The sequence below is a fragment of the Brucella tritici genome, from assembly GCF_008932285.1.
Lineage (GTDB): Bacteria > Pseudomonadota > Alphaproteobacteria > Rhizobiales > Rhizobiaceae > Brucella > Brucella tritici.
The window spans coordinates 180,330-206,177 of record NZ_WBVY01000003.1; the positions used below are offsets into that span (position 1 = coordinate 180,330).

Here is a 25,848-nt window from a genome sequence, read left to right on the forward strand (position 1 = left end):
AATCAATAAGGACGAAAGCAACCAAACGGGTGCTGAAGGAATGGCATATTCATTCGTGCAGTGAAAGAAAAGCCTTATGACTGAGTTAGACCGCACTCGCCTTGCTGGAAGCAACCGCCTTTCCGGTGAACCAAGCGCCTATCTGCGCCAGCACGCCGACAATCCTGTTCACTGGCAGCCCTGGGGCAGACAGGCACTGGATGCTGCAAAGGAGCTCGACCGGCCGATTCTGCTTTCAGTTGGTTATGCTGCCTGCCACTGGTGTCATGTCATGGCGCATGAGTCCTTTGAAAATCCTGATGTAGCGGAAGTGATGAATGCCTTGTTCGTCAATGTGAAGGTGGACCGCGAGGAACGGCCCGACATAGACCAGATATATATGGCAGCGCTTGGAGCGATGGGACAACAGGGTGGCTGGCCGCTTACCATGTTTCTGAGGCCAGACGGAAAACCCTTCTGGGGCGGCACCTATTTTCCCCCGCAAAAGCGCCACAACATGCCCGGCTTTGTCGATGTGCTGCATGCGGTCAACAATCTCTGGCACAAGGATAAAGAGAAAATTAACCATAATGCACAGGCCGTCTTCGATCATCTGGAAGGCCGTCTGGCAGCGCAGATTGCCCCAATAACAAACGAAGTGGAACGATTTGACGAGATCGCAACGCGCATCAACAGCCTGATTGATCCGGTCCGGGGTGGAATAGAAGGAGCGCCCAAGTTCCCGAACGTGCCTTTCATGGACAATCTATGGCTCTCCTGGCTCTATGGGCGCAACGAAACACATCGGGACAATTTCCTCCTGTCGCTCAAAATTATGCTCCAGGGCGGGATTTACGACCATCTGGGTGGCGGGCTTTGCCGGTATTCCACCGATGCCAACTGGCTGGTGCCGCATTTCGAGAAAATGCTCTACGACAATGCCCAATTCATTCGCCATGCGACTTACGCTTTCGCCGAGACCGGAAATGATTTGTTTCGCTTACGAATCGAGGAGACCGTCGATTGGTTGATCCGTGAAATGCGTTTGCCCGACGGAAGTTTTGCATCCAGCCTCGATGCCGATAGCGAAGGTGAGGAAGGACGGTTTTACGTCTGGAGCGAGCAGGAAATCGATAAGGCGCTTGGCAACGATAGCCAAGCCTTCAAGGACTATTACGGTGTCACAGCAGGCGGAAACTGGGAAGGCCAGAATATTCTGAACCGTCTTCACGCAGTCGATAACGACACGTCCCTGCCCCCAATGATAGAAGCATCGCGGCAGAAGCTGCTTGCGCGTCGTGAATTGCGGGTCCGTCCTGGACGGGATGAAAAGGCGCTGACCGACTGGAATGGGCTTGCCATTCGTGCATTAGCCGAAGCAGGTCGGAGTTTTGGACGGCAGGACTGGATCAATCTAGCGGTCGATGCCTATCGCTCCATAGTGAGCAGCTTTCGCGACGGCCGGATCGCACATTGCCGCATGGAAAATTCGCTCCTCTACCCTGCCCTTTCAACTGATTATGCATCGATGATCAATGCAGCCATTGCTCTTCATGAAGCAACGAGCGAACAGGCGTTCATCGATGATGCATTGAAATTCAAGAAGTCGCTCGATCACGATCACCGCGATGATACCGGTAATTATCGCCTGTCCGCACTGGATGCTGATGACGTCATCCTGCACACCTATGGCGACTATGATGAAGCGATACCGAGCGCGACCAGCCAGATCATTGAAGCACTGACAAGACTGTTTCTGGCGACGGGTAATATCGATCTCTATCAGAGCAATGAGAAGCTGATAGAACAGGCGCTCGGGCGAGCCTTCGCGCAGCAATATGGACAGATTGGAATATTGAATGCGGCTCGCTTTGCAGCCGAACCGCTTTCCCTTGTCGTGGCAACCGAGGACAATGCCGGAGAACTTGTTTCGACGGCGAATCGAAATCCCGACCCGCGACGTGTGGACAAGTTTGTGCGATTTGAGGCCGGCAGGACAATAGAACTCCCGACCGGGGGAACTGCGGAGCCCGAGCATCCGTCGGCCTGGTTCTGCAAGGGGCATGTCTGTCTGCCCCCTATTGAAAGCGCCGATGCTTTGCGACTGCTCCTCGGCAAAGCATCCTGAAACAAGAAGCGCCGCAACGGTTTCCCGTGCGGCGCTTCTCAAACGGTTTGAACCGAACAATGTTTAGGTATTCATCGAGTCGAAGAATTCCGAATTGCTCTTGGTCTGCTTGAGCTTGTCGATAAGGAATTCGATCGCATCGGTGGTGCCCATCGGCGCGAGGATACGGCGCAGAACGAAAATCTTCTGCAGATCGGCGCGCGGAACCAGCAGGTCTTCCTTGCGGGTGCCGGACTTGAGAATGTCCATGGCCGGGAAGATGCGCTTGTCTGCAACCTTGCGGTCGAGCACGATTTCCGAGTTGCCGGTGCCCTTGAATTCTTCAAAGATCACTTCGTCCATACGGCTGCCCGTATCGATCAGCGCGGTTGCGATGATAGTCAGCGAACCACCTTCTTCGATATTACGCGCTGCACCGAAGAAACGCTTCGGGCGCTGCAATGCGTTGGCGTCCACACCACCGGTCAGAACCTTACCGGAAGACGGCACGACAGTATTGTAGGCGCGGCCGAGTCGAGTGATCGAGTCGAGCAGGATCACAACATCGCGACCATGTTCGACAAGGCGCTTGGCCTTTTCGATGACCATTTCGGCCACCTGAACGTGACGTGCTGCCGGTTCATCAAAGGTCGAGGAAATCACTTCACCCTTCACCGAGCGCTGCATGTCAGTCACTTCTTCCGGACGTTCATCGATCAGGAGAACGATCAGATAACATTCCGGATGATTTGCGGTGATCGAATGGGCGATGTTCTGAAGAAGAACAGTTTTACCGGTACGTGGCGGAGCGACGATCAGGCCGCGCTGGCCCTTGCCGAGCGGTGCCACCAGGTCGATGACGCGCGGCGAAAGATCCTTGGAGGTTGGAACTTCGAGTTCCATCTTGAAGCGCTCATTGGGATAGAGCGGCGTCAGATTGTCGAAGTGAACCTTGTGCCGGATTTTTTCCGGATCTTCGAAATTGATCGTATTGACCTTGAGCAGCGCGAAATAACGCTCGCCTTCCTTGGGGCCGCGGATCGGGCCTTCGACCGTATCACCGGTTTTGAGAGAAAAACGACGCAGCTGCGAGGGAGAAATATAAATATCGTCTGGACCAGGCAGGTAGTTGGCATCAGCAGAGCGCAGGAAGCCAAATCCGTCCTGCAGCACTTCAACGACGCCCTCGCCGATAATTTCGACGTCCTGGGCCGCCAGCTTCTTGAGGATCGCGAACATCAGTTCCTGCTTGCGCATGGCGCTCGCGTTTTCGACCTCAAGCGTTTCGGCAAAAGCCAGCAGCTCCACCGGTGTCTTGTTCTTTAGTTCTTGTAGTTTCATTTCCTGCATGGATGAGGAACTCTTTTTAAAATGTAAGGAGAAAATGCAGTTGTTCGGAAAGGTGGCCACCTGAACGTCGTGACCGGCATCGAAGGCCTGCTGTCTTGAAGGGAAGAGGCTTTCTACATACTGATTTGCAGCATGCAGAGCAAGTCTCATGTAGGGATAGCGCAAAATTTCTGCAACAGAAAAATGGCAGAAAACCGGCAAGCGGGATTGATTGTTCACGGTGCCGGAGAAATACCGGTTAGAGCCGGATAGCTCTAACTACCTGTTTCCAAACAGTTCCGCAAAGCCGTTTCCCACTCTGCCGGAACTGTTGTTGTTGAATCAGAACGGCTTAACGATCACCAGTATGACGATCAAGATCATCAGAACTGTCGGCACTTCATTGATGATTCGCCAATGTTTGGCCGAGCGCATGTTGCGGTCTTCAGCAAAAAGCCGCGTGGATTTTGCCAGATATCCGTGCAGGCCGGACATCAGAACAACCAGCAGTAGCTTTGCATGCAGCCAGCCGCCCTGGAAACCGAAGATTTCCCAGGCCATCCACAGACCGGCAATCCAGGTTACGATCATGGCCGGATTGATGATGAAGCGCAGCAACCGCTTTTCCATCACCTTGAAGGTTTCCGATGTTTCGGAACCGGGCTTTGCGGCACAATGATAGACGAACAGGCGCGGCAGATAGAGCATTCCCGCCATCCAGGCGATGACGGCAATCACATGCAGTGACTTGATCCAAAGATAGGCATCGGCTGGATTCACGTGAAACAATGCCCAGACGCCGAGCGCCACCACAACCAGCGAAACGACAGTGCGGATGACAACTGCCGAGCCGCGATTTTCCGGAGCTGTCTGGCTCATGATTTTCCTCCGCGAATACGGTCGATCATACGATGCACATTCTCGATCGGTGCCTGTGGCGTGATTCCGTGCCCCAGATTGAAGATCAGCGGGCCCTGGCCGAGACGTTCGAGAATTGTGTCCACGCCTTCATCCAGTGCATTGCCGCCTGCCACCACGCGCAGCGGATCGAGATTGCCCTGTATCGCGCCTTCTTCCTGAAGGGCGGCAGCGAAGGAAAAGGGAACTGACCAGTCAAGACCAAGGGCGTCCACACCGGTCTTTTCGCGATAGCCTGCATAAAGCATCCCTGCCCCTTTCGGGAAACCGATGATGCGCGCCTCCGGATAGACCGCCCTCACCTTCTGGACGATCCGGGCAACGGGCTGGATGCAGAAACGCTCAAAGCAGTTCTCGTCCAGAACGCCAGACCATGAATCGAAAATCTGCACCGCATCGGCACCAGCATCCAGTTGTTCGATGAGATATTCGGCGGAAACATCGGCAAGATCGTTCAGGAGCTTTTCAAAAGCTTCCGGGAAGCGGTAGGCGAAAAGACGAGCAGGCGCTTGATCCGGTGTGCCATGACCGGCGATCATATAGGTCGCAACGGTCCAGGGGGCGCCACAGAAGCCCAGCAGCGTCGTTTCGTCGGGCAACTGCTCCCGCAGCAGCCGAACCGTCTCGTAGACCGGCTCCAGCCTTTTGGCGACGCCTTCCGTCTCAAGCCAGAAAATTTCGTCGGCATCGATCGGTGTCATCAAAGGTCCCTTGCCTTCTTCAAAGCGAAGGTCTCGTCCAAGGGCGTGAGGAATGACAAGAATATCTGAAAAGAGAATGGCTGCATCAAAGCCAAACCGGCGGATCGGCTGAAGCGTCACTTCGACAGCAAGATCGGGCGAATAGCAGAGATCGAGAAAGCTCCCGGCTTTTTTCCGCGTTTCGCGATATTCGGGGAGATAGCGTCCGGCCTGGCGCATCATCCAGATGGGAGGTGGAAAGACCGTTTCACCGTCGATCACTCTCAAGACTTTGCGCTTCATCTGATTTTTATCCGCCCTGTTGGTTACCTGATCCGGTTTTGGTCTGAAGTTATCCAGTCCGGTTCTCATAAAGAAAGGATGATTCAGGAATCTTTTGATTCTTAGAGTCTGTTGGAATCGGGGATTAAGGTCTGTCCCTGTTTTCCCCACAGTTCCGAATTTGCCATCTCATCCTGTGCAATCATTCACCGATAGTCTGACCAAATACAATGAAAACTCAATTCCCTCTTTTAATATAAAGGGTTACCAATTGACGCAGTTCATGAGGATTTGTGGAAAAGCTGGGAATTACGAGGGGATTTCGCGTTTTCATGAGTCTTGTCCACACATGTTGATGACCACTCGCCACATGTTCGCCCGCTGTGGATGACTTGCCAAGTTTCCCACGGCCTGCCATGGCTTGTGGAAGACGTTCGGCCTTTACGCACAGCCGTCAACAGGAGGGCAACAAAACTGTGACCAGACCGCTTTCCTACTTTCATCTTCATCTGATTTCTGATGCGACGGGAGAGACTCTCCTGGCCGCGGGGCGTGCGGCGGCAGCGCAATATGCCAATGCGCGCGCCATCGAGCACATCTATCCGCTGATCCGCACTGAAAAGCAGTTGCGCAAGGTTCTTGAGGGCATCGATGCGGAACCCGGCATCGTTCTCTATACGATTGTCGACCAGAAACTGGCGGCTATCATCGATGAATCCTGTGCCGAGATGGGCGTGCCGAGCGTTTCCGTACTGGAGCCGGTGCTGAACACGTTTCAATCCTATCTCGGTGCGCCGGCTCATCGCCGCGCGAGCGCGCAGCATGTTCTCAATGCCGATTATTTCCGGCGGATCGACGCGCTCAATTTCACGATGGAACATGATGACGGGCAATTGCCTTATGACATCGAGGAAGCCGACGTTATTCTTGTCGGCATCTCACGCACATCCAAGACGCCGACGAGCATCTATCTCGCCAATCGCGGCATCAAGGCCACTAATGTTCCGATTGTGCTGGGGATTCCCCTGCCCGAGGTGCTTTTCACGGCGAAACGACCATTGATCGTGGGGCTGGTCGCGACGGCCGAACGGATTTCGCAAATCCGCCAGAACCGGCCGCTCGGCAACGTGCCGTCGCTGGATACCGGCCTCTATACGGATCGCGTTTCCATCTCGGAAGAACTGGCTTATGCGCGTAATATATGCAACCGCCACGGCTGGCCGATTATCGATGTGTCGCGCCGGTCGATCGAGGAAACCGCAGCCGCCATTCTGGCGCTGCTCCGCGCGCATAGCGAAAAGGCATAAACAAGGATTGCAGCCATGACGGACAAACTCGTTCTCGCCTCCAAAAGCCCCTTCCGTTCGGCTTTGTTGAAAAATGCCGGCATAGAGTTTTCAACAGCAAGCGCGGATATCGACGAGCGCGCGGTGGAAGCCCCGCTTTATGAAACGGGCGCCACGCCGGAAGAAGTCGCACAGGTTCTGGCCGAGGCGAAGGCGCTCGACGTGAGCGAGAAGAACCCCGGCGCGGTGGTAATCGGCTGCGACCAGACATTGTCGCTCGGCGACGAGATTTTCCACAAGCCTGCAGATATGGAGGCAGCGCGCCGCCAGCTTCTGAAATTTTCCGGCAAGACCCACCAGTTGAACAGTGCTGTCGTGCTGGTGAAGGATGGCAAAACCCTGTGGCGTCACGTTTCGATTGCCCGCATGACCATGCGCGATCTCGATCCGGGCTTTGTCGGGCGCTATCTCGGTCGGGTGGGCGATGTCGCGCTTTCGAGCGTCGGCGCCTATCAGGTCGAAGGACCGGGCATTCAGCTTTTCGAGAAGATCGAAGGCGATTATTTCACGATTGTCGGTCTGCCGCTGCTGCCGCTGCTGGCTGAACTGCGGAAGGAAAAACTGATCGATGGCTAAGAAGGCGTTTGTCACCGGCTTTCCGATAAAACATTCGCGGTCGCCGCTGATCCATGGTTTCTGGCTCAGGGAACTTGGGCTCGACGGTTCTTATGAGGCGATAGAAGTGAAGCCGGAGGATTTCGGCTCCTTTGCTTCGTCGCTTGCCGAAAACGGTTTTGCCGGTGGCAATGTCACCATTCCGCACAAGGAAGCAGCCTATGCTGCCGTGGAAAGTCTGGATGAGGCCGCCAAAGCCATCGGCGCGGTCAATACGCTCTGGCTGGAAAATGGCAGGCTCCATGGCGGCAATACCGATGCCTATGGCTTTGCGGCCAATCTCGATGCATCGGCTCCCGGTTGGGACAATGCCGACAATGCGCTTGTCCTGGGGGCCGGTGGCGCAAGCCGGGCAATCGTTCACGCGCTGTTGTCGCGCGGCTTTAAGAAAGTCGCCATCGTCAATCGTACGGTGAGCCGGGCGCAAGATCTTGCAGCCCATTTCGGGCCGCTAGTCTCGGCGCATGGCTGGGACGAGGCGCAAAGTCTGGTCTTTGACGCCGGATTGATCGTCAACACGACATCGCTCGGCATGAGCGGCCATGACGAGCAGAAAATATTTCCGCTTGATCTTGGCAAGGCATCGCGAAAGGCAGTCGCTACCGACATTGTTTATGTGCCGCTCAAGACGCTGTTTCTGAAAAAGGCCGAAGAAGCAGGTCTGGTGACAGTGGACGGGCTCGGCATGCTGCTGCATCAGGCAGTTCCGGGTTTCGAGCGCTGGTTCGGCAAAAGGCCGCAAGTGACGAAAGCACTGCGTGAGCATATTCTGGCAGACATGGCAAAGGCTGGCGCCCTATGATCGTGCTTGGACTAACCGGCTCCATCGGGATGGGAAAAACAACGGCGGCGAACATGTTCGCCGAAGCCGGTGTGCCGATCTATAGCGCCGACGATACTGTACATCGGCTCTATTCCGGCCGTGCGGCACCGCTGATCGAGGCTGCGTTTCCGGGCACAGTGGAAAACGGTGCGGTTAATCGGGAAAAACTTTCCGCTGCCGTCATCGGAAAGCCCGAAGCCCTGAAAAAACTGGAAGCCATCGTTCATCCGCTTGTGCGTGAGGAAGAGGAAGGCTTTCGCCGCAGCGCGGAAGAAACCGGCGCCGCTCTGGCGCTGATCGATATTCCGCTGCTTTTCGAAACCGGCGGCGACAAGCGTGTGGATAAGATCGTGGTTGTCTCAGCCCCTGCCGAGATACAGCGCATTCGTGTGCTTGCGCGACCGGGCATGACGGAAGAAAAGCTTGATGCCATTCTCGCGCGCCAGACGCCGGATGCGGAAAAACGCGCAAGAGCCGATTTCATCATCGATACAAGCGGGAGTTTCGACAATCTGCGCCGCCAGATTAATGAAATCGTCGCGGAATTGAGTGGAAAGCCGGCGGTCGCTACCGAATAATCGGCGGCAGCGTGCTATAGGTAGCAAAGTTATTTTCCGAGAGGTTCTTCAATGCGTGAAATCGTTTTCGATACGGAAACCACCGGCCTGGAAAGGCTTGAGGACCGTGTGATCGAAATCGGCGGCGTGGAACTGATCAACAAGTTTCCCACAGGCCGCACTTTCCATAAATACATCAACCCGCAGGGCCGCCAGGTTCATCCTGAAGCGCTTGCGGTGCATGGTATCAGCAACGAACAATTGCTGGACAAGCCGACATTCGCGGAAATTCTGGATGAGTTTCTCGAGTTTTTCGATGGCGCGAAGCTGGTGGCGCATAATGCCATGTTCGACCTTGGCTTCATCAATGCTGAATTGGCGAGGCTCAAACAGGCTGAAATCCAGTCAGAGCGTATCATCGATACATTGGCGCTTGCCCGCCGCAAGCATCCGATGGGACCGAATTCGCTCGATGCGCTCTGCAAGCGCTACGGCATTGAGAACGGACACCGTACCCTGCACGGCGCATTGCTCGATTCCGAGATTCTGGCTGAAGTCTATATCGAACTGATCGGCGGCAAGCAGACAGCGCTTGGGCTCAGCATGGGCGGTGCCGCAAGCGGCAACAATGCCGGAGAAAGCGGTGCTGCCATCGTTCTTGCCGCGCGCCCGAGGCCGCTTGCCCCACGCATTTCCGATGCGGAGCGTGCTGCCCACGCCGCACTTGTGGGCAAGCTGGGCGAAAAAGCCATCTGGAAAAAGTACTGAGTAAGTCTCAGAAGCGGATATGAAAAAGCCCGGTCGAAACCGGGCTTTTCCGTCATCTTTTAAAACGATCAGCTCTTTACAGCGGACTTGGCCTGTTCTTCGGCCATGCGGCTCTGGAACATCTGCGCGAAATCGATCGGGTCGATCATCAGCGGCGGATAGCCACCGTTGCGCGTTGCGTCGGCAATGATCTGGCGCGCGAACGGGAACAGAAGACGCGGGCATTCGATGAACAGAAGCGGAAGCATATGCTCCTGCGGGATGCCCTGAATGCGGAACACGCCACCATAGACGAGCTCGGTGTTGAAGAGAACGTCCTTGCCGTCAACGGCCTTGGCTTCCAGCGTCAGTACAACGTCGAAATCCGTTTCGGAAAGCGGATTGGCGTTTACGTTCACGTTGATGTTGATGGACGGTGCCTTCTCGCGCGGACGCAGCGACAGCGGCGCGCCCGGGCTTTCAAAGGACAGGTCCTTCACATATTGCGCCAGAATGTTGAGGGACGGCTCGGCCGTCGCGCCATTGCCGTTCTTTACTTCGCCCGCGGCCTTATCGCTCATTATCGGTATGCCTTCTATCGGTGATTAAAATTTTGGCCCCTCAAGCACAAACTGCGCACAGCTGCCCCGAAAGGTCGGAATGTTTGGCTAGCATGTGCGCGGGCATGAGGCAAGAAAGGCTTTTTAGGTTAGTATTTGCGCATTCAGTGATCTTTGCGGTCGTCTTTCCAAGGTGAGTTTTCGTTCGGCCTGGTGGTGTAATCCTCGGGATCGAGATCGATGACATGGTCCTGACGCGGATTTGGACCGGGGCGCTGCTGCCCGTAGCCGTCCGAATAGCGCGCCGACGTAGCAACAACCATGCGGCCGCGCATGAATTTTTCCCACATGAAATCGCGAATGAACGGAATGAACAGCAGAATGCCGATGGTGCTGCTTACAAAACCGGGCACGATCAGCAGGATTGCCGCCAGAACCAGCATGGCGCCATGCACCATTTCGCGATCCGGCACGCGTCCGGCAGCCATTTCGGTACGGATACGCTGTAAAAGCCCGATGCCCTGCACGCGCAGCAGAAAGAAACCCAGCATTGCGCTCAGAATAACGAGGCCCAAGGTCGCGAAAACGCCGATCTTGCTGCCGACAATGACGAAACCGGCAATTTCGATGAAAGGCATCGCCAGCATGACGAGAGGGGCGAGAGAGGAAGACACGTAAGTTACGACCTTTGTTGTTTGGTTTCAGCGCTTCAGTTTAACCCGAATTGTAACTTTTTCAGGTTCGGAACGAAATTGAAACTGTCTGTCATGCAATATCAAATAGGTACGCATGATCGGGATTTGAATGATGACGTAAGCCGATCTATATGTATGAGATACAAACCAGGGATAGGGAAAGGCGAAATGCCTGATCCTTCAATCAGCGGCAGGCGGCATGGAATTTTTTGATTTTGGCACGATATTCTTCTTCATCGCAGCGGTGATAATCTTTCTCCAGCTGAGGAATGTTCTTGGCCGTCGTACCGGAAGTGAAAAACCGCCCTTCGATCCTTATAGCTCTGCCCGCAATGCTGATGCTGCACCGGCAAGCGGTGAGACGGATAATGTCGTCTCCCTGCCGCGCCGTCCGGGCGAAAAAGATTTCACAGCCATCGACAAGGCAGCGCCGGTCGGCACGCCGGTCAATGACGGTCTGCGCGCGATTTACGCTGCCGATCCTTCGTTTGATCCGGCCAGCTTCGTGGATGGCGTGAAGATCGCCTATGAAATGATCGTGATGTCCTTTGCCGATGGTGATCGCAAGGTTCTGAAAAATCTGCTTTCCAAGGATGTCTTTGAAGGGTTCGTTTCGGCAATCGACGAACGCGAAACCCGTGGCGAAAGCGTGCGTTCGTCCTTTGTCGGCATTGATAAGGCGGAAATCGCCGGTGCCGAGATGAAGGGGTCGGAAGCGCATGTGACGGTCAATATCGTCAGCCAGATGATTTCCTCCACCTTTGACAAGGACGGCAAGCTGATCGACGGAGATCCGGAAAACGTGCTCGAGATCAAGGATCTGTGGACCTTTGCCCGCGATACACGATCGCGTGATCCAAATTGGAAGCTTGTCGCAACCGAAGCGGAAGACTAAGAGAAAACGTGTGAATCTGGCTGCTATAGCGCATCCCGAAAAGTGTGAAACGCCTATGCGGGGAAATCAGTCCAATGGACTGATTTCTGATCATGCTTCGATCGGAAAAGATGCGCGGTCCAAAAAATCGGCGGCCTTTTTGTTTGTGCATAGTTAGACGGATGCGGCGATGAACGACTTGGCGAGGATTTTGCGCCCGGTGGCTTTTTCCGATTGTCCGGGCTGGTACCTGGACGATCAGTCCGCAGCGTTTGCTGCGTTTCGCCGTTCCGCCGATTATGCAGCACACCAGACATACAAAAGCGGCAGTCTCGGCATCCGTTTCGAAGCGCTGGAGCCGATCTTTGTCGCTGCGCGCAGCCTCGACAATCCGGGCGCGGAAGAAGCGCGTGCTTTCTTCGAACGGAATTTCATCCCTTGCCGGATCGTTCCCGATCAGGGAACAGGCTTTGTGACTGCGTTCTATGAACCGGAGATCGAAGCCTCCCTTGAGGCCGACACCCGGTTCAAGGTGCCCTTCCTGCGCCAGCCCGATGACCTCGTGAAAGTGACAGATGAAAGCCGTCCAATCGGCCTTGATCCATCCTTTGCCTTTGCGCGCCGGACGGAGAACGGCCTTGCCGAATATGACGACCGCCAGACAATCGAACAGGGAAGTCTTTCCGGGCGTGGGCTGGAAATCGCTTTCGTTGCCGACCGGGTCGATGCCTTTTTCGCGCATGTGCAAGGTGCCGCGCGCCTGAAACTGCGCGAGGGCGGGTTGCTGCGCATTACATATGCAGCCAAATCCGGCCATCCGTTTACGGGTATCGGTCGCATTCTGGTTGCCAATGGCGAAATTCCGGCTTCAGAAATTTCCATGCAGTCGATCCGACGCTGGCTGGCCGGGCATCCGGACAAGGCCGATGATCTCATCTGGCAAAACCGATCCTACATTTTCTTCCGGGAAGCTTCTGTGGACGACCCGGATGCCGGTCCGATTGCGGCCGCAAAAGTCCCGCTGACTGCCGGGCGTTCGCTGGCTGTCGACAAGTTGCTCCACACATTCGGAACGCCGATCCATGTCAGCGCACCTGATGTTACGGTCTTTGACGGGGAACCTTTTGCGCGCCTGATGATCGCGCAGGATACGGGAACGGCCATTGTCGGCCCTGCCCGCGGCGATCTGTTTGCAGGCTCTGGCGACACGGCAGGCGAAATCGCGGGCGGCGTGAAGGACGATGCAGACTTTTATGCGCTGGTGCCGCGCAGGCTTCTGGAGGCTTGAACGGAATGGCGCGCGACCCCGACAAGCCGGAAAAAGACTATCTGCGGCCAGAAGACCGCATCCTGTGGGAGACGGTCGCGAAAACCGCAAAGCCGCTGATAAAGCCAAAGGCAAGTGAGGGCGAGCTTCCCGATTTCAAATCCCTCATGGCGGAAGAAGAAAAGCGTGCTGTGAAGCCGAAGGTTCAGCCTGCGGTGGAAGCGAGCAAACCGAAAAGGGGCCTGTCGGCGCTCACCGAAATGCAGATTCAGTCACTCGACAAGCCGACGCATCGAAAGATCGCCAAAGGCCGTGTCGATATTGAAGCCCGCATCGATCTGCACGGTCTCACGCAGGGAGAGGCGCACGGCCTGCTCTATGGGTTTCTGGTCAGCGCACATGCACGCGGCCTGCGTCATGTCATGGTCATTACCGGAAAAGGCCGTTCATTCGGCAGCGAAGGGATTTTGCGACAGGCGGTACCGCACTGGTTCTCCACACCGCTGTTCCGGCTTCTGGTGAGTGCCTATGAGGATGCGGCGCGTCATCATGGCGGGCATGGCGCCCTTTATGTAAGGCTTCGCCGCCAGACCCAAAACATGGCACAGCAGACCCTATTGCCTGGGGGGAGCAGACCGCGATGACGCCATTTGGAATACGCTTGCGCGAGTTGCGGGAAGAACGCGGCGTGACGCAGAAGGATATGGCGGCAGCGCTTCGCGTTTCACCCGCCTATCTGTCTGCGCTGGAGCATGGCCGGCGCGGCCAGCCGACCTGGGACCTGCTTCAGCGCATCATCACCTATTTCAATATCATCTGGGACGAGGCGGAAGAGTTGCAGAACCTTGCCGCCGTGTCGCATCCGCGTGTTGTAATCGATACGTCGGGCCTGTCGCCACAGGCAACGGAACTCGCCAATCTTCTGGCGCGCAATATCCGCATCATCGACCGCGAGACGATCAGGCATCTGAGCGAGGAAATAGAGGCGGCGCGCAAGCGCCGCCGCGGTATCAAGCCTGTTCAAGTTGATTAGAGCGCATCCCGAAAAGTGTGAAACGGTTTTCGGAAAAGATGCGCGTAAAAACAAATGATCAGAGCGCCGATCTGATCCAATCAGATCGAAACGCGCTCTAGAAAAGCGCTTTCAACTCATCGAGCTTCGAATTGACCAGCCAGCCATAGTAGTTTTCCTGCGGTAGCACAGGTTCCTGACCGTCCGCCTTTCGCTTGGCGTTTTCATTGGCCAGCGCTCGTGCGCGTGCTTCCGCACCGCCTGTATTGTAAAGCGTGGCAGTGAGGCCGGGATTCTTCGAAATATCGAAATCAGCGATCTGGCGGTAGGAGTTGATCGACTGTTTCAGCGTCGCCGCGATATAGGGTAGCGTCAGATCGGGATCCATGATCGTCTTGTAGACCACATTGCCGTCTTCTGCGTTCAGCTTGGGCAGACCGGAAACGCGGTTCACCATGTCGGACATCTGCAAGGCCGTCAGCGGATTGATCTGGCCAAGACCGAATGTCTGTCCGGCATAGAAAGGCTGGAAGAAGACCGCGCTGAAACGGTTGTTCGGATAGGCATTGCCGCCGACCGATTTGCCACGGAAGGTTTTGTTCCAGACATTTTCGCGGCAGGACCACAGCGAATAGCTGTCCTTGTGCTTCAGGCAGTCGGCAAATTCCGGCCGCTTGATGAACTGGCCGATGCTTTCGCCGTTGTAGCCGAAACTCACGCCCTGGTTCACATAGGACATGGCCTTGACGTAATAGGTCTGGAGCCGGTCATAAACGTCGACATTATAGGTATGCTCGCCGACGATCGCGCCGACAATATGAATAGGATCGATGCCATAGGCTGCTGCCGTCGAGCGGATCTTGGAGCGCAGCGAGGCATCCTTCTTCAGGAGAGTGTAAATCTTCTGATATTTCTTCTCGTAAGTCGTGCTCAGTTCACGCGTGCGCTTGGCGGATGCGCCTGGAATCGGCGGCTGTTCCGCATTGCGATTGCCCGGAGGCACGACCGTTGCCGCATAGGCGCTCTGGCAGGCAAGGCTGATAGCCAGGGCAAGTCCAACAAAAATGCGTCGCGGCTTTGCGCCCATTATTCTGATCATTGTAGGGGAACGGTCCTGCTATGGTGAATATTCGGTAAAAGTTGCGGGGAAAATAAAAAACCCCCCGATGCAAGTCGAGGGGTTTTTGCAGTATTTGCGAAAGTGAATTCGCGCCGTGGCTTTATGGCCACTTTTAGAGAATGAAGCGCGACAGATCGGTGTTCTTGGCAAGGCTGCCGATCTTGTCTTTTACATAGGCCGCGTCGATGACGAAAGTTGCACCGGTCTTGTCGGGCGCGGTGTATGAAATTTCATCGAGAACGCGTTCCATTACCGTCTGCAACCGACGCGCACCGATGTTTTCGACCGACGCATTCAGATCAACAGCGATATCTGCCAGAGCGTCGATGGCATCATCGGTGATTTCGAGCTTCACCTCTTCCGTTTCCATCAGGGCGATATACTGCTTGATCAGGCTTGCCTCGGTCTCCGTCAGGATGCGGCGGAAGTCTTCACGCGTCAGCGCACTGAGCTCCACACGGATCGGCAGACGGCCCTGCAGTTCCGGCAGAAGATCGGACGGCTTGGATACGTGGAACGCACCCGATGCGATGAACAGCACGTGATCGGTCTTCACCGGACCGTATTTGGTCGCAACCGTGGTGCCTTCGACCAGCGGCAGCAGATCGCGTTGCACGCCTTCGCGCGACACGCCGGCACCCATGCCACCTTCCCGCGATGCGATCTTGTCGATCTCGTCGATGAACACGATGCCTTCGTCTTCGGTGACACGAAGCGCTTCCTGAACGATCTGGTCCTGATCCAGAAGCTTGTCGGATTCATCGTTGACCAGGATCGGGTAGGAATCCTTGACCGTGGTCTTGCGCGTCTTGGTACGCCCGCCCATGGCCTTGCCCAGCATGTCGGACAGGTTCATGACACCGATATTGGCTCCCGGCATGCCCGGAATTTCAAAGCTTGGGCCGGAACCGGTGTCGGCGACCTCGATTTCTATTTCCTTGTCGTCCATTTCGCCATTGCGCAGCTTCTTGCGGAAGCTGTCGCGCGTAGCGGGGCTCGCGGTCTTGCCGACCAGCGCGTCCAGCACGCGTTCCTCGGCATTGAGATGCGCCTTGGCCTTCACATCATCGCGACGCTTTTCACGGACGAGCGTGATGGCAACTTCGACGAGATCGCGGACGATCTGCTCGACGTCACGGCCGACATAGCCGACCTCGGTGAACTTGGTTGCTTCCACCTTGACGAAAGGTGCACCGGCCAGCTTTGCGAGGCGGCGGGAAATTTCCGTCTTGCCGACGCCGGTCGGTCCGATCATCAGGATGTTTTTCGGCATCACCTCTTCGCGCATCTGGCCTTCGAGCTGCTGGCGGCGCCAGCGATTGCGAAGGGCGATAGCGACCGCGCGCTTGGCGTCGTTCTGGCCGATGATGAAGCGGTCGAGTTCGGAGACGATTTCACGGGGAGAGAAATTACTCATAATTATAACCCACTTTGCCACTGCTTGATGAACTCGAACGGATGCAGCAGCATGATCACGTTGAGCGTAAGATTGTCGCGAATGACGATCAGCGCCAGAACTTCAAAGAACAGCGCGATGGCGACAGTTATTTTTGTCGGCAGTTTGGCTGCGATCAGAAAGCCGATCATGGCGGCAACCGTGTCGGAGACCGAATTCACGATGCTGTCGCCGAAATAGTCCACCGAGGACGTATTGGCGCGATAGCGTTCGATGATGAAATTCGAATTCTCGACCAGTTCCCACGCGGCTTCGATGCCGACCGCAGCAGCAAGTCTCAAGCCGAGCGGGGCTTTGGGTGCGATGACCGTGAACAGCCAGTAGAACAGAAAGCCATGGATGATATGCGACAGCGTATACCAGTCAGATATATGCTGCGAGTTTTCAGTCATCAGCGAACCGGACCATAATTTTATGGTTCCGCATTCGCACATGGCGATCCGCCCGTCGAAGTAAAGCCAGGAGGCTTGCACTGCGAGTATGGCAAGAACGATCAGGGCGCCCAGGCCCCAGCGTTGCGCACTCGGTTTTGAGGCCTGCGCGAGCGAGCTCATTCTGCGTCCAGGCTTTCCACGATGATATTGTGGTTGGTGTAGATGCAGATATCGGCGGCGATATCCATCGCCTTGCGGGCGATTTCCTCGGCTGACTTGTCCGTATCGACCAGCGCGCGGGCAGCGGCCAGCGCATAATTGCCGCCCGAACCGATGGCCATCACGCCATGCTCGGGTTCAAGCACATCGCCGGTGCCGGTCAGCGCCAGCGTCACCTTGCTGTCGGCAACCAGCATCATGGCTTCCAGCTTGCGCAAGTAGCGATCGGTGCGCCAGTCCTTGGCAAGTTCGACCGAAGCACGCATGAGCTGGTCGGGATATTGTTCCAGCTTCGCTTCGAGGCGTTCCAGAAGGGTGAAGGCGTCGGCGGTGGCTCCGGCGAAACCGGCAATCACATTGCCCTTGCCGATGCGGCGAACCTTTCGCGCATTGCCCTTCATGACGGTATTGCCGAGCGAAACCTGTCCGTCGCCGGCAATGACGACCTTGCCGTCCTTGCGCACGGTAACGATGGTCGTTCCGTAAATTGTCGTGGGATGATGTTCGATCATGGATGCTCCTTTGGCGGCACATGCAATCCCGGAAGGCAATTGCAGGTGTCCCTTCATCTATTGGAGAAACAGGTTCCGTCAGCCATTGGCGGATGAATCGTGCTTCGCTGAGAATATTTAAGAACGTACGGACGAATTGCAAATACCGAATTGCAGCTTGCCAAACCGGCAAAAGGAATTGGCAAAGGGAGCAAGCTGTTCTAGAACGCCTCCAAGCTATTGAATGAGGAAAGCTTATGACTGCAGAAAGCACCCGCAAGGCAAGCATCGAGCGCTCGACCAAGGAAACGAGCATTGCCGTTTCCGTCGATCTGGACGGCGTTGGCAAGTTCGACATCACCACCGGTGTCGGCTTCTTCGATCACATGCTGGAGCAGCTTTCCCGACATTCGCTCATCGATATGCGGGTCATGGCCAAGGGCGACCTGCATATCGACGATCACCACACGGTCGAGGATACGGGCATTGCGCTCGGTCAGGCCATTGCCAAGGCGCTTGGCGAGCGCCGCGGTATCGTGCGCTATGCCTCGATGGACCTTGCCATGGACGACACGCTGACTGGCGCTGCCGTCGATGTATCGGGACGCGCTTTTCTGGTCTGGAACGTCAATTTCACAACGTCCAAGATCGGCACATTTGATACCGAGCTGGTGCGTGAGTTCTTCCAGGCTTTCGCCATGAACGCAGGCATAACGCTCCATATCAACAATCATTATGGTGCGAACAACCACCATATTGCGGAGTCGATCTTCAAGGCGGTTGCCAGGGTTCTGCGCACGGCGCTTGAAACCGATGAACGTCAGAAGGATGCAATCCCCTCCACCAAGGGTTCGTTGAAGGGATAGGTCCCGAACGAAAGGACAGGTCATGGCGCAATATGTCGTGCTGGAACCGAGGGATAGTAAAGCAATTTCAGGAAAAGTGGACACCGGTTTTCCGTCCGAAATTGCGACTGAAAAAAGCGCTGAAAAGGCAATTTTCGTGCGCGACGGATTCCATGTTCTGGCGCTGGTCCTTCCCTTCGTCTGGCTTCTGACCCAGCGTCTCTGGTTCGAAGCTTTTGCCGTTCTGGGCATTTCGATCCTGCTGGGACTTGCCGGAGCCTATTTCGGCATCGTCGATGCGGTTCCGCTTCTGACCTTGCTGGTATCGCTGTTCGTGGCGCTGGAAGGCGTCAACTGGAAGATAGCCAAGCTCAGGCGCCAGGGTTTTGTCGAAACAGCGGTCATCGATGCATCCGATCTGGAAGAAGCCGAGATCCGCTATTTCTACAGCCTCGAAGATGCGGCCCGGCCAACGGCCCCTCTTGCGGACAAGCCTGCGCCGGAATGGGCACAGCAGCCCCCTCGTCCCACCTATTCCTCATTTGGCTCGACAATCGGGTTTGTCGGCCATCGCGGAGAAAACTGAAAATGCGTGTTGCAATCATCGATTACGGCTCCGGCAATCTGCGCTCGGCCACCAAGGCTTTTGAGCGTGCTGCGCATGAGAGCGGCATCGCGGCAGAAATAGAACTGACGGCGGATGCCGACCGCGTGGCGACGGCTGACCGCATCGTGCTTCCGGGCGTTGGCGCCTATGCGGATTGCCGTCGCGGCCTCCATGCCGTTCCGGGCATGGTGGAAGCACTGGAAGATGTGGTTCTGAAAAAGGCACATCCCTTCCTTGGCATCTGCGTCGGCATGCAGCTCATGTCTGAGCGCGGACTTGAAAAGGAAGTGACCGAGGGTCTTGGCTGGATCGCGGGCGATGTGCGTGGAATGACGCCGTCCGATCCTTCGCTGAAAATTCCGCAGATCGGCTGGAACAGGATTCACGTGAAACATTCTCACCCGATCTTTGACGGTATCGAGACCGGCGAGAACGGATTGCATGCCTATTTCGTGCATTCCTATATGTTCGATGCGAAGAACAAGGCTGACGTGCTGGCTGTGACCGATTACGGCGGCGACGTCACCGCAACGGTCGGTCGCGACAATATGGTGGGCACGCAGTTCCATCCTGAAAAGAGCCAGCTTCTCGGCCTTTCGCTCATTGCCAATTTCCTGAAATGGAAGCCCTGACATTATGATCCTTTTTCCCGCCATCGATTTGAAAGACGGTCAATGCGTGCGCCTGAAGCTTGGCGACATGGATCAGGCCACCGTTTACAACGAAGACCCGGCAGCACAGGCCAAGGCCTTCGAGGATCAGGGCTTTGAATGGCTGCATGTGGTCGATCTCAACGGAGCCTTTGCTGGCGAAAGCGTCAACGGCAAGGCTGTGGAAGCGATACTCAAAGCCACCAAAAATCCGGTGCAGCTCGGCGGCGGCATCCGCACGCTCCAGCATATCGAGAACTGGCTTTCCAAGGGATTGCGTCGCGTTATCCTTGGTACGGTCGCCGTGCGCGATCCGGCGCTGGTGATCGAAGCCTGCAAGGCGTTTCCGGGTCAGGTTGCTGTCGGCATCGATGCCAAGGGCGGCTATGTTGCCGTTGAAGGCTGGGCCGAAGCCTCTGAGCTCGGCGTGGTGGAACTGGCGAAAAAGTTTGAAGGTGCCGGTGTTGCCGCCATCATCTACACCGACATTGACCGCGACGGCGTACTGGCTGGCATCAACTGGGATTCGACGCTCGGCCTGGCAGATAGCGTTTCCATCCCGGTGATCGCATCGGGCGGCCTCGCCTCGATGGATGACATCAAACGTCTTGCCGCTCCTGATGCCCGCAAGCTGGAAGGCGCGATTTCCGGCCGCGCACTTTACGATGGCCGCATCGATCCGGCGGAAGCCTTGTCCGTACTGAGGGCCACAGCATGACCTTGAAAGCACGCGTAATTCCTTGCCTGGACGTTAAAGACGGCCGCTCCCGCCTGCCCGCAGCGAACAGTCCGGCAAAGGCCGGACCGCGAGGACAGGCAAAACTGAAAAGAGACGCGGCAGATCGAGGACAACCATGCTGAAAGCAAGAGTGATACCGTGCCTCGATGTGAAAGACGGACGCGTCGTCAAGGGTGTGAACTTCGTCGATCTGATCGATGCGGGTGATCCGGTGGAAGCTGCCCGCGCCTATGATGCGGCGGGCGCAGACGAACTGTGCTTCCTCGACATCACGGCGTCTTCGGACAATCGCGAGACAATTTTCGATGTGGTGGCCCGGACGGCAGAACAGTGCTTCATGCCGCTGACGGTTGGCGGCGGCGTGCGACAGGTTGCCGATATTCGCAAGCTGCTTCTGGCTGGTGCTGACAAGGTTTCGATCAATACGGCCGCGGTGAAGAACCCGGAATTTGTCGCCGAAGCTGCTGACAAATTCGGTGACCAGTGCATCGTGGTTGCCATCGACGCCAAGAAGGTTTCAGGCGAAGGCGAAGCCGACCGTTGGGAAATCTTCACCCATGGCGGTCGCCAGACCACAGGCATCGATGCGGTGGAATTTGCGCAGAAGGTGGTGAGCCTTGGTGCCGGTGAAATTTTGCTGACCTCGATGGATCGTGATGGCACCAAGGCCGGTTATGACGTGGCACTGACGCGGGCTGTTGCTGACAGCGTGCGCGTTCCGGTGATCGCATCGGGCGGTGTCGGCAATCTGGATCACATGGTTGCGGGCATTCGCGACGGCCACGCAACGGCGGTTCTCGCCGCTTCGATTTTCCACTTCGGCACCTATACGATTGGCGAGGCCAAGCGCTATATGGCCGAGGCTGGCATCCCGATGCGGCTCGATCCGGTCCGGTAAAGAGCAAAATTTAAGGAAATCCGATGACTGAGTTCACACTTTCCGACCTTGAACGCATCGTCGCGGAGCGTGCCAGCGTGACGGACGGTTCGTCCTATACGGCAAGTCTGGTGGCAAAAGGCCAGACACGGGCCGCCAAAAAGCTTGGTGAAGAAGCCGTGGAAACGGTCATTGCCGCAGTGGAAGGCAACCGTGCGGAAGTGGTCACCGAAAGCGCTGATTTGCTTTATCACCTGCTGGTGGTTCTCAAGGTTGCGGACGTGCCACTCAATGAGGTTCTTGCAGAGTTGCAACGCCGCACGGCGCAGACCGGCCTTGAAGAAAAAGCCGGTCGTCCGAAAGCCTAAATGCAAATAGGATCGGAAGCTGCTAGTGCAGACTTGGCGTTGAGGGAGAGCAGCGACAATATGTGGGAAAAAGTGGATCAGCTAACGCCGTCGCGTTACTCGCCTTACCGTTTCTTTTCGGCTGAGGAATGGGCGGGATTTCGCGCCGACACGCCGCTCACTTTGACGTATGATGAGGTCAAGCGACTGCGCTCGCTGGGCGACCCCATCGATCTTGACGAGGTACGGCGCATCTATCTGTCGCTGTCGCGATTGCTGTCGGCGCATGTGGAGGCAAGCCAGCTTCTGTTCGAGCAGCGCAAGCAGTTCCTCAACATGGAAGAGTCGTTCAAGACGCCGTTCATCATCGGCATTGCCGGTTCGGTTGCGGTTGGGAAATCCACGACTGCGCGTATCCTGAAAGAGCTTCTGGCACGCTGGCCATCGAGCCCGAAGGTCGATCTCGTGACGACCGACGGTTTTCTCTACCCCAATGCGGTCCTGCGCGAGCAGAACATGATGGAGCGCAAGGGCTTTCCCGAAAGCTACGATGTCGGTGCGGTCTTGCGCTTTCTGTCAGCGATCAAGGCAGGCATGAGCCAGGTGCGAGCGCCGCTCTATTCGCATCTGAGCTACGACGTCTTGCCGGGCGAATATCAGATCGTCGACAAGCCGGATATTCTGATCTTCGAAGGCATCAATGTTCTGCAGGTGCGCGATCTGCCGGAAGACGGCAAGATGGTGCCATTCGTTTCCGATTTCTTTGATTTCTCCATCTATATCGATGCTGAATCGCAGCTAATCCACAAATGGTATATCGACCGCTTCATGCGCTTGCGGGAGACGGCTTTCGTCAATCCGGAATCCTTCTTCCATCGCTATTCACAGCTTTCGGAAGATGCGGCGCGTTCGATTGGCGAAGGACTGTGGAACAATATCAACCTGAAAAATCTCAAGGATAATATCCTGCCGACGCGCCCGCGCGCCGATCTGATCCTGCGCAAGGGCAGCGATCATCTGATCGAGGAAGTGGCCCTGAGAAAAATCTAGAGCATTTCCAGCAAAAGTGCGAAGCGTCTACGCGGGGAAATCAGTTCACTGGACTGATTTCTATCCCGCTTCGATGCGCAGGATAATGCGACGAAACAAGTACTTAGATATGAAGAAGGGCCGGTTATCCGGCCCTTTCGTCTTTTGGCGATTGCAGCGGGTCAGGCCGTGCAGTCGCGCATGAAACGCTCCAGATAATCATCGAAGATAGCTGGTGTCTCGCGGAAAGGCGCATGCCCTGCCCCGTCGATGACATGGGTTCTGCCTTCCCAGAGATTGCCAAAACGGACTTTCGAGACGAAATCCAGTTCAACAAACGGCTCGTCACGACCATTGACGACTGCAATCGGGAGTCTTGCTTCGGCAACGATATCGCGCTGGTTGCCACCGGTTCCGGCTGCAAATTTTTCGAACATGATGCGCCGCGCGCGCCCATCCGTGCGGGCGACAATCTCAAGCAACTGGTCTTCGAACGGTTCGCCGCAGGTACTGCGCGCATAGGATTCGACATCGCGGTCGGAAAATGCCTCCTGCCCGGCAAGTGCCATATCCGGGCCGCTCTTGAACCCCTGCCCCACTTCCTCACGCGCCACAGGCGGCGTGCCGGTAATCATCAGGCCGCGTATGCCGGGAAAGCGTGAAATCATCTCGATGCCGATGTGGCCACCGAGCGACCAGCCGAAAACGACCGCATCCGAAATGCCGAGCTTCGCCAGCACTTCCGTCATCACGTCGGCATAGCCTTCCATGGAATAGCTGCGATCCGGGTCAAGGGCGTTGCCGGACTGGCCATGGCCTGGCAAATCCGGCGCGATCACCCGCCAGTTTCTACCGATTTCGCCTTCAAGCTGGGGCGCGAAGATGGCGCCTGCGCTGGAGTTGCCATGGATCATCAGCAAGGGCGTTCCGTTGCCCCTGCTTTCACGGATGGCAATGCGACCGTGGCTGGTCTCGATTTCATGGGATTTCATGGTCTCGGGTTTCCCTGTGTAGCGTCTTTTGGGATCAGTCGTAAGAAACCTTGCCGCGGCCCTTCTTGATGTCGGATCGTCCGGACTTGGCCTTGAGGCGGCGTTCGACGGAGCCTTTTGTGGGCTTGGTTTTCTTGCGCGGTGGTGGCGGTGGTTCGGCAGCCTTGGCAATAAGCGCGATCAGCCGCTCGCGCGCGTCCTCGCGGTTGCGCTCCTGGGTGCGGAACCGATTGGCCTCAATCAGAATATCGCCGTCCTTGGTGCCTTTCTGTCCGGCAAGCTTGAAGAGCCGTGACAGGATATCTTCGGGCAGGCCTGCTCTCACGGCATGAAAGCGCAACTGCACGGCAGTCGAAACCTTGTTGACGTTCTGACCGCCCGGCCCGGAGGCACGGATGAAGCTCTCCTCCAGATCGTCTTCACGGATCGTCAGGCGATTGGTGATGCGGATGATGTTCCGGTTCTCTTCCATGACGAGGAGATATACCGCTTTGTATCCCTTATACAAAAGAAAAACCCGGCCTTTCAGCCGGGCTCTCCCTCCTCCTCAGGATGGTAAAAGCATGTCTCCCAAAAGTGGGAACCGGTTTTTGGATAAAGACATGCGCAGAAAAAGCTATTCCGCAGCGATACGGATCGCCGGGGCCGCGTCCTTTACCTCGTGATCGACATGGCTTTCGAACTTCTCGAAATTCGTGACGAACATGTCGACAAGCTTCCTGGCCTGCGCGTCATAGGCAGCCTTGTCGGCCCAGGTCGAGCGCGGATCGAGAATGGACGTGTCGACACCCGGTACTTCGACCGGTACAGCAAAGCCGAAATTCGGATCGATGCGGAATTCGGCATCGTTCAGCGAACCGTCGAGCGCGGCTGCGAGCAGAGCGCGGGTTGCCTTGATCGGCATACGCTTGCCAACGCCGTAAGCGCCGCCGGTCCAGCCGGTATTGACCAGCCAGCAATCGACCTTGTGCTCGGCGATCAGCTTGCGCAGCAGGTTACCGTATTCCGACGGATGGCGCGGCATGAACGGTGCGCCGAAGCAGGTCGAGAAGGTTGCTTCCGGTTCGGTCACACCCTTTTCGGTACCGGCGACCTTGGCCGTGTAGCCGGACAGGAAGTGGTACATGGCCTGTGCCGGCGTCAGCTTGGCAATCGGAGGCATTACACCGAAGGCATCGGCGGTGAGCATGATGATGTTCTTCGGCTGGCCGCCTTTGCCCGTCTTCGATGCATTCGGGATGAAATCGAGCGGATAGGCGCAACGGGTGTTTTCCGTCAGCGAGCCGTCGTCGAAATCCGGCTGGCGGTGTTCGTCGAGAACGACATTTTCCAGCACCGTGCCGAAGCGCTGCGTGGTCGCGTAGATTTCCGGCTCCGCTTCGGCGGACAGACGAATGGTCTTTGCATAGCAGCCGCCTTCGAAGTTGAAGATGCCGTGCTCGCCCCAGCCATGCTCGTCATCGCCGATCAGTGTACGGGTCGGGTCGGCTGACAGCGTCGTCTTGCCGGTGCCGGACAAGCCGAAGAAGACGGCAGTGTCACCATTCGGGCCTTCATTGGCCGAGCAGTGCATCGGCATCACGCCCTTGGCAGGCAGGATGTAGTTGAGAGCGGTGAAGACCGACTTCTTCATTTCACCGGCATAGGAGGTGCCTCCGATCAACACGATCTTGCGGGTCAGGTCGACCGCAATCACCGTTTCGGTGCGCACGCCATAGCGTTCGGGATCGGCCTTGAAGGACGGCAGATCGATGATCGTCATTTCCGGGACATAGGACGCAAGCGCTTCCTGTTCCGGACGGATCAGAAGATTGCGGATGAACAGCGAATGCCAGGCATATTCGGTGATGACGCGGGCATTGATCTTGTTGTCGGCATCGGCGCCGCCGATCAGATCCTGCACAAAAAGCTCCTTGCCCTTCGCGTGGTCGATGAAATCGGCATAGAGCAGCTCGAAAGCCTCGCGGCTCATCGGCTTGTTGTTGTCCCACCAGACATGATCTTCCGTGTCGGCATCGCGCACTACGAACTTGTCTTTCGGCGAACGGCCCGTGTGCTGGCCGGTGCGTGCGACAAGCGCACCCTGCGCCGACAGTTCGGCTTCGCCCCGGCGGACGGTTTCTTCATAGAGCCGGGCGGCCCCGAGATTGTAAAAGACTGCGGAGAGTTCCTTCAGTCCTGAAGTGGCAATGGAAGCGGCCGTGTTGTGAATGCCGGTCTCTCTCATGATGTCTCCGCCATATGGTTTGACAATTGATCGGTCTCTTTTCGCGCCTACCAGATTGATCGCGAAATAGAGGATGGCAGTCAG

The 25,848-nt window shown here is 56.4% G+C and carries 29 protein-coding genes and 1 pseudogene; 18 read left to right on the forward strand and 12 right to left on the reverse strand.

The features are described 5' to 3' along the window. The first annotated feature begins 76 nt into the window (after positions 1 to 76). On the forward strand, positions 77 to 2,107 hold the full coding sequence (locus tag F9K94_RS10720) for a thioredoxin domain-containing protein (RefSeq protein ID WP_151645579.1): 2,031 nt from the start codon (positions 77 to 79) through the stop codon (positions 2,105 to 2,107). 63 nt (positions 2,108 to 2,170) lie between these two features. Here the strand turns inward: F9K94_RS10720 and rho are convergent, their stop codons facing one another. The 3 genes from rho to hemE form a co-directional block, all read right to left on the reverse strand. Next, entirely contained in the window at positions 2,171 to 3,436 is a 1,266-nt protein-coding gene (rho, locus tag F9K94_RS10725) for a transcription termination factor Rho (protein ID WP_109987171.1), read from the reverse strand. Between the two features lie 321 nt (positions 3,437 to 3,757). Beyond that, positions 3,758 to 4,294: a protoporphyrinogen oxidase HemJ gene (gene hemJ, locus F9K94_RS10730; RefSeq protein ID WP_109986997.1), complete on the reverse strand. Its 537-nt coding sequence runs from the start codon at positions 4,292 to 4,294 to the stop codon at positions 3,758 to 3,760. Then, entirely contained in the window at positions 4,291 to 5,316 is a 1,026-nt protein-coding gene (gene hemE / locus F9K94_RS10735) for a uroporphyrinogen decarboxylase (protein WP_104755112.1), read from the reverse strand. Before hemE ends, hemJ begins: the two co-directional genes overlap by 4 nt. A gap of 455 nt (positions 5,317 to 5,771) precedes the next feature. On the opposite strand from hemE, the gene F9K94_RS10745 reads away from it, so the two are divergent. The 5 genes from F9K94_RS10745 to dnaQ are packed head-to-tail and all read left to right on the forward strand — an operon-like array spanning position 5,772 to position 9,404. Then, positions 5,772 to 6,602 (forward strand): pyruvate, water dikinase regulatory protein, encoded by an 831-nt coding sequence (locus F9K94_RS10745; protein ID WP_109986999.1) that lies wholly within the window; start codon positions 5,772 to 5,774, stop codon positions 6,600 to 6,602. A 15-nt stretch (positions 6,603 to 6,617) separates the two neighbouring features. Continuing rightward, the gene (locus F9K94_RS10750) at positions 6,618 to 7,217 is read left to right on the forward strand and encodes a Maf-like protein (RefSeq protein WP_151645581.1); all 600 of its coding nucleotides are present in this window, start codon (positions 6,618 to 6,620) and stop codon (positions 7,215 to 7,217) included. Next, entirely contained in the window at positions 7,210 to 8,058 is an 849-nt protein-coding gene (locus F9K94_RS10755; RefSeq protein ID WP_151645583.1) for a shikimate dehydrogenase, read from the forward strand. The genes F9K94_RS10750 and F9K94_RS10755 overlap by 8 nt, the downstream gene beginning before the upstream one ends. Beyond that, positions 8,055 to 8,657 (forward strand): dephospho-CoA kinase, encoded by a 603-nt coding sequence (gene coaE / locus F9K94_RS10760; RefSeq protein ID WP_151645585.1) that lies wholly within the window; start codon positions 8,055 to 8,057, stop codon positions 8,655 to 8,657. The genes F9K94_RS10755 and coaE overlap by 4 nt, the downstream gene beginning before the upstream one ends. Before the next feature lie 51 nt (positions 8,658 to 8,708). Next, positions 8,709 to 9,404: a DNA polymerase III subunit epsilon gene (gene dnaQ, locus F9K94_RS10765; RefSeq protein ID WP_061344595.1), complete on the forward strand. Its 696-nt coding sequence runs from the start codon at positions 8,709 to 8,711 to the stop codon at positions 9,402 to 9,404. 68 nt (positions 9,405 to 9,472) lie between these two features. Here the strand turns inward: dnaQ and secB are convergent, their stop codons facing one another. Together secB and F9K94_RS10775 are read right to left on the reverse strand one after the other, a co-directional pair. Continuing rightward, positions 9,473 to 9,964: a protein-export chaperone SecB gene (gene secB / locus F9K94_RS10770; protein ID WP_006468052.1), complete on the reverse strand. Its 492-nt coding sequence runs from the start codon at positions 9,962 to 9,964 to the stop codon at positions 9,473 to 9,475. Positions 9,965 to 10,107: 143 nt separating this feature from the next. Next, positions 10,108 to 10,617, reverse strand: a complete 510-nt coding sequence (locus F9K94_RS10775; protein WP_151645587.1) for an FxsA family protein — start codon at positions 10,615 to 10,617, stop codon at positions 10,108 to 10,110. A gap of 220 nt (positions 10,618 to 10,837) precedes the next feature. Between F9K94_RS10775 and F9K94_RS10785 the strand changes: the two genes are divergently transcribed. From F9K94_RS10785 to F9K94_RS24935, 5 genes and pseudogenes are all read left to right on the forward strand, one after another. Beyond that, entirely contained in the window at positions 10,838 to 11,533 is a 696-nt protein-coding gene (locus tag F9K94_RS10785; RefSeq protein WP_061344597.1) for a Tim44/TimA family putative adaptor protein, read from the forward strand. A gap of 169 nt (positions 11,534 to 11,702) precedes the next feature. Then, the gene (mltA, locus tag F9K94_RS10790) at positions 11,703 to 12,800 is read left to right on the forward strand and encodes a murein transglycosylase A (protein ID WP_151645589.1); all 1,098 of its coding nucleotides are present in this window, start codon (positions 11,703 to 11,705) and stop codon (positions 12,798 to 12,800) included. A gap of 5 nt (positions 12,801 to 12,805) precedes the next feature. Continuing rightward, complete coding sequence (locus tag F9K94_RS10795; RefSeq protein ID WP_151645591.1) at positions 12,806 to 13,423, forward strand: Smr/MutS family protein; 618 nt, start codon at positions 12,806 to 12,808, stop codon at positions 13,421 to 13,423. After that, positions 13,420 to 13,812 carry a helix-turn-helix transcriptional regulator gene (locus F9K94_RS10800; protein WP_010657663.1) on the forward strand — a complete coding sequence of 131 codons (393 nt, stop codon included), beginning with the start codon at positions 13,420 to 13,422 and terminating at the stop codon, positions 13,810 to 13,812. The genes F9K94_RS10795 and F9K94_RS10800 overlap by 4 nt, the downstream gene beginning before the upstream one ends. After that, positions 13,809 to 13,913 (forward strand): annotated as a pseudogene (locus tag F9K94_RS24935) (MerR family transcriptional regulator); the annotation flags it as partial. The gene F9K94_RS10800 and the pseudogene F9K94_RS24935, both read left to right, overlap by 4 nt. Here F9K94_RS24935 and F9K94_RS10805 read toward each other — a convergent pair. The 4 genes from F9K94_RS10805 to hslV all read right to left on the reverse strand — a co-directional run bounded on the left by F9K94_RS10805 (position 13,910) and on the right by hslV (position 17,472). Further along, positions 13,910 to 14,890 (reverse strand): DUF1402 family protein, encoded by a 981-nt coding sequence (locus F9K94_RS10805; RefSeq protein WP_235813449.1) that lies wholly within the window; start codon positions 14,888 to 14,890, stop codon positions 13,910 to 13,912. The pseudogene F9K94_RS24935 and the gene F9K94_RS10805 overlap by 4 nt on opposite strands. A gap of 133 nt (positions 14,891 to 15,023) precedes the next feature. Next, on the reverse strand, positions 15,024 to 16,328 hold the full coding sequence (hslU, locus tag F9K94_RS10810) for an ATP-dependent protease ATPase subunit HslU (protein WP_151645593.1): 1,305 nt from the start codon (positions 16,326 to 16,328) through the stop codon (positions 15,024 to 15,026). 2 nt (positions 16,329 to 16,330) lie between these two features. Beyond that, the gene (locus F9K94_RS10815) at positions 16,331 to 16,921 is read right to left on the reverse strand and encodes a DUF2585 domain-containing protein (RefSeq protein ID WP_151645595.1); all 591 of its coding nucleotides are present in this window, start codon (positions 16,919 to 16,921) and stop codon (positions 16,331 to 16,333) included. After that, positions 16,918 to 17,472, reverse strand: a complete 555-nt coding sequence (gene hslV, locus F9K94_RS10820; RefSeq protein WP_061344603.1) for an ATP-dependent protease subunit HslV — start codon at positions 17,470 to 17,472, stop codon at positions 16,918 to 16,920. The genes F9K94_RS10815 and hslV overlap by 4 nt, the downstream gene beginning before the upstream one ends. Positions 17,473 to 17,708: 236 nt before the next feature. Between hslV and hisB the strand changes: the two genes are divergently transcribed. The 7 genes from hisB (at position 17,709) to coaA (ending at position 22,566) form a co-directional block, all read left to right on the forward strand. Beyond that, complete coding sequence (gene hisB, locus F9K94_RS10825; RefSeq protein ID WP_061344604.1) at positions 17,709 to 18,317, forward strand: imidazoleglycerol-phosphate dehydratase HisB; 609 nt, start codon at positions 17,709 to 17,711, stop codon at positions 18,315 to 18,317. 22 nt (positions 18,318 to 18,339) lie between these two features. Continuing rightward, entirely contained in the window at positions 18,340 to 18,882 is a 543-nt protein-coding gene (locus F9K94_RS10830; protein ID WP_151645597.1) for a DUF2628 domain-containing protein, read from the forward strand. A 2-nt stretch (positions 18,883 to 18,884) separates the two neighbouring features. Then, positions 18,885 to 19,535: an imidazole glycerol phosphate synthase subunit HisH gene (gene hisH / locus F9K94_RS10835; protein WP_151645599.1), complete on the forward strand. Its 651-nt coding sequence runs from the start codon at positions 18,885 to 18,887 to the stop codon at positions 19,533 to 19,535. A 4-nt stretch (positions 19,536 to 19,539) separates the two neighbouring features. After that, a complete protein-coding gene (hisA, locus tag F9K94_RS10840) occupies positions 19,540 to 20,271 on the forward strand; it encodes a 1-(5-phosphoribosyl)-5-[(5-phosphoribosylamino)methylideneamino]imidazole-4-carboxamide isomerase (RefSeq protein ID WP_061344607.1) in 732 nt (243 codons plus the stop codon). A 136-nt stretch (positions 20,272 to 20,407) separates the two neighbouring features. Beyond that, positions 20,408 to 21,190 carry an imidazole glycerol phosphate synthase subunit HisF gene (gene hisF, locus F9K94_RS10845; RefSeq protein WP_113474287.1) on the forward strand — a complete coding sequence of 261 codons (783 nt, stop codon included), beginning with the start codon at positions 20,408 to 20,410 and terminating at the stop codon, positions 21,188 to 21,190. A 23-nt stretch (positions 21,191 to 21,213) separates the two neighbouring features. Next, on the forward strand, positions 21,214 to 21,537 hold the full coding sequence (locus F9K94_RS10850) for a phosphoribosyl-ATP diphosphatase (RefSeq protein WP_061344609.1): 324 nt from the start codon (positions 21,214 to 21,216) through the stop codon (positions 21,535 to 21,537). 60 nt (positions 21,538 to 21,597) lie between these two features. Continuing rightward, positions 21,598 to 22,566 (forward strand): type I pantothenate kinase, encoded by a 969-nt coding sequence (gene coaA, locus F9K94_RS10855; protein WP_010657674.1) that lies wholly within the window; start codon positions 21,598 to 21,600, stop codon positions 22,564 to 22,566. A 161-nt stretch (positions 22,567 to 22,727) separates the two neighbouring features. Here coaA and F9K94_RS10860 read toward each other — a convergent pair whose 3' ends face one another. From F9K94_RS10860 to F9K94_RS10870, 3 genes are all read right to left on the reverse strand, one after another. Next, on the reverse strand, positions 22,728 to 23,537 hold the full coding sequence (locus F9K94_RS10860) for an alpha/beta fold hydrolase (protein ID WP_151645601.1): 810 nt from the start codon (positions 23,535 to 23,537) through the stop codon (positions 22,728 to 22,730). Positions 23,538 to 23,571: 34 nt separating this feature from the next. Then, positions 23,572 to 24,009: an alternative ribosome rescue aminoacyl-tRNA hydrolase ArfB gene (arfB, locus tag F9K94_RS10865; RefSeq protein ID WP_061345203.1), complete on the reverse strand. Its 438-nt coding sequence runs from the start codon at positions 24,007 to 24,009 to the stop codon at positions 23,572 to 23,574. A 144-nt stretch (positions 24,010 to 24,153) separates the two neighbouring features. Beyond that, positions 24,154 to 25,764, reverse strand: coding sequence for a phosphoenolpyruvate carboxykinase (locus F9K94_RS10870; protein ID WP_151645603.1), 1,611 nt, complete (start codon positions 25,762 to 25,764; stop codon positions 24,154 to 24,156). Between the last annotated feature and the right edge of the window lie 84 nt (positions 25,765 to 25,848).

Excerpts from the sequence above, each read along its gene's own strand:
- F9K94_RS10720 (WP_151645579.1), top strand. The coding sequence starts at position 77 with ATGACTGAGTTAGACCGCACTCGCCTTGCTGGAAGCAACCGCCTTTCC.
- rho (WP_109987171.1), bottom strand. The coding sequence starts at position 3,436 with ATGCAGGAAATGAAACTACAAGAACTAAAGAACAAGACACCGGTGGAG.
- hemJ (WP_109986997.1), bottom strand. The coding sequence starts at position 4,294 with ATGAGCCAGACAGCTCCGGAAAATCGCGGCTCGGCAGTTGTCATCCGC.
- hemE (WP_104755112.1), bottom strand. The coding sequence starts at position 5,316 with ATGAAGCGCAAAGTCTTGAGAGTGATCGACGGTGAAACGGTCTTTCCA.
- F9K94_RS10750 (WP_151645581.1), top strand. The coding sequence starts at position 6,618 with ATGACGGACAAACTCGTTCTCGCCTCCAAAAGCCCCTTCCGTTCGGCT.
- F9K94_RS10755 (WP_151645583.1), top strand. The coding sequence starts at position 7,210 with ATGGCTAAGAAGGCGTTTGTCACCGGCTTTCCGATAAAACATTCGCGG.
- coaE (WP_151645585.1), top strand. The coding sequence starts at position 8,055 with ATGATCGTGCTTGGACTAACCGGCTCCATCGGGATGGGAAAAACAACG.
- dnaQ (WP_061344595.1), top strand. The coding sequence starts at position 8,709 with ATGCGTGAAATCGTTTTCGATACGGAAACCACCGGCCTGGAAAGGCTT.
- secB (WP_006468052.1), bottom strand. The coding sequence starts at position 9,964 with ATGAGCGATAAGGCCGCGGGCGAAGTAAAGAACGGCAATGGCGCGACG.
- F9K94_RS10785 (WP_061344597.1), top strand. The coding sequence starts at position 10,838 with ATGGAATTTTTTGATTTTGGCACGATATTCTTCTTCATCGCAGCGGTG.
- mltA (WP_151645589.1), top strand. The coding sequence starts at position 11,703 with ATGAACGACTTGGCGAGGATTTTGCGCCCGGTGGCTTTTTCCGATTGT.
- F9K94_RS10795 (WP_151645591.1), top strand. The coding sequence starts at position 12,806 with ATGGCGCGCGACCCCGACAAGCCGGAAAAAGACTATCTGCGGCCAGAA.
- F9K94_RS10800 (WP_010657663.1), top strand. The coding sequence starts at position 13,420 with ATGACGCCATTTGGAATACGCTTGCGCGAGTTGCGGGAAGAACGCGGC.
- F9K94_RS10805 (WP_235813449.1), bottom strand. The coding sequence starts at position 14,890 with ATGATCAGAATAATGGGCGCAAAGCCGCGACGCATTTTTGTTGGACTT.
- hslU (WP_151645593.1), bottom strand. The coding sequence starts at position 16,328 with ATGAGTAATTTCTCTCCCCGTGAAATCGTCTCCGAACTCGACCGCTTC.
- F9K94_RS10815 (WP_151645595.1), bottom strand. The coding sequence starts at position 16,921 with ATGAGCTCGCTCGCGCAGGCCTCAAAACCGAGTGCGCAACGCTGGGGC.
- hslV (WP_061344603.1), bottom strand. The coding sequence starts at position 17,472 with ATGATCGAACATCATCCCACGACAATTTACGGAACGACCATCGTTACC.
- hisB (WP_061344604.1), top strand. The coding sequence starts at position 17,709 with ATGACTGCAGAAAGCACCCGCAAGGCAAGCATCGAGCGCTCGACCAAG.
- F9K94_RS10830 (WP_151645597.1), top strand. The coding sequence starts at position 18,340 with ATGGCGCAATATGTCGTGCTGGAACCGAGGGATAGTAAAGCAATTTCA.
- hisH (WP_151645599.1), top strand. The coding sequence starts at position 18,885 with ATGCGTGTTGCAATCATCGATTACGGCTCCGGCAATCTGCGCTCGGCC.
- hisA (WP_061344607.1), top strand. The coding sequence starts at position 19,540 with ATGATCCTTTTTCCCGCCATCGATTTGAAAGACGGTCAATGCGTGCGC.
- hisF (WP_113474287.1), top strand. The coding sequence starts at position 20,408 with ATGCTGAAAGCAAGAGTGATACCGTGCCTCGATGTGAAAGACGGACGC.
- F9K94_RS10850 (WP_061344609.1), top strand. The coding sequence starts at position 21,214 with ATGACTGAGTTCACACTTTCCGACCTTGAACGCATCGTCGCGGAGCGT.
- coaA (WP_010657674.1), top strand. The coding sequence starts at position 21,598 with ATGTGGGAAAAAGTGGATCAGCTAACGCCGTCGCGTTACTCGCCTTAC.
- F9K94_RS10860 (WP_151645601.1), bottom strand. The coding sequence starts at position 23,537 with ATGAAATCCCATGAAATCGAGACCAGCCACGGTCGCATTGCCATCCGT.
- arfB (WP_061345203.1), bottom strand. The coding sequence starts at position 24,009 with ATGGAAGAGAACCGGAACATCATCCGCATCACCAATCGCCTGACGATC.
- F9K94_RS10870 (WP_151645603.1), bottom strand. The coding sequence starts at position 25,764 with ATGAGAGAGACCGGCATTCACAACACGGCCGCTTCCATTGCCACTTCA.